The 942-nt window shown below is 79.2% G+C and carries 1 protein-coding gene; it reads right to left on the bottom strand.

Going from position 1 to position 942, the window contains the following annotated elements:
- Positions 1–942 (bottom strand): hypothetical protein (locus KIK08_RS39250; RefSeq protein WP_214408364.1); only part of this gene is annotated, 942 nt, incomplete at both ends.

The following is a 942-nucleotide window of genomic DNA, read 5'->3' as shown; positions in this document are numbered from 1 at the left end:
GCCCCGGGCGGGACCGGTCGCGGAGGCGCCCTCCGCGGAGCCCGGGTCCCGAGCCGGCGCACCCGGAGGGGTCGTTCGCTCGGGCGCCGCGGGCGTGCGCGGCCCGCCGGCGGCTTCCCGCAGACCGGCCAGCACCGTCCGCCGGGTCGGCTTGTCCCAGCCCAGGGAGTGCTCGGCGGCCAACGCGGCCAACGCCTGCGCCGGGGCGGCGTGCCCGTCCATGTGCCCGATGGCGTTGAGCCGGTCGAGCGCCGCACCCGGGAGACCGGCGGCCTCGACCAGCGCCGCCACGTCCGTGGGCAGGTGCTCGAACGCGGCACGAGCGGCGGCGCCGGGCACCGGGGCGTTGCGCGCCGCGATCACGCGGTGCACGTCGGCGTAGGAGCGGATCACCCGCGCCTCGTGCCGCCACTGCGCGGCGTGGATGTCGCGCTCCACGGCGGCCTCGCGCAGGGCGTCGGCCTGCTGGAGCAGGGCTTGGCGCACTCCCGGCGGGGCGTTCCCGGCCGCAGCCCGGTCGACCTCCGGCTGCCAGCTGACCCACGGCCGCCGGCCGGGTTCGCGCGGCCCGCGCGGCAGCGCGGCGCGCACCCGCTGGCCGGGCATGGCGCTGGTCAGCGACCCCGCCTGCCGCTCGGTCCGGTCGGCCCGGTCCCGCAGCTGCTGCGCCTGCTCCGCCATGCCCTGGGCCACGGCCTCCGCGCGTGCCGCCTGCTGGTCGAGGGCGGTCATCCGCTCGGCCGCGGTCATCGACCGCCACTGCGCGCGGGTGTAGCCGGCCGCCGCGGTGTCCACCGCGGGGTCGGCGATCGGCCCGACCAGGCCGTTGAGCAGGCCGCGCAGGCTCGGCACGCGCTGCTCGAGGGTGGACTCGAAGATCCGCGGGTTGACGCTCTCCATGAGCGCCTTGGTGCGCAGCCAGTTCGCCAGCGGGGTCCCGGG

The sequence above is a fragment of the Pseudonocardia lacus genome (assembly GCF_018531445.1).
Lineage (GTDB): Bacteria > Actinomycetota > Actinomycetes > Mycobacteriales > Pseudonocardiaceae > Pseudonocardia > Pseudonocardia lacus.
Note: the sequence above shows the minus strand (reverse complement) of the source record. Positions and strands in the feature narration are given on the sequence as shown.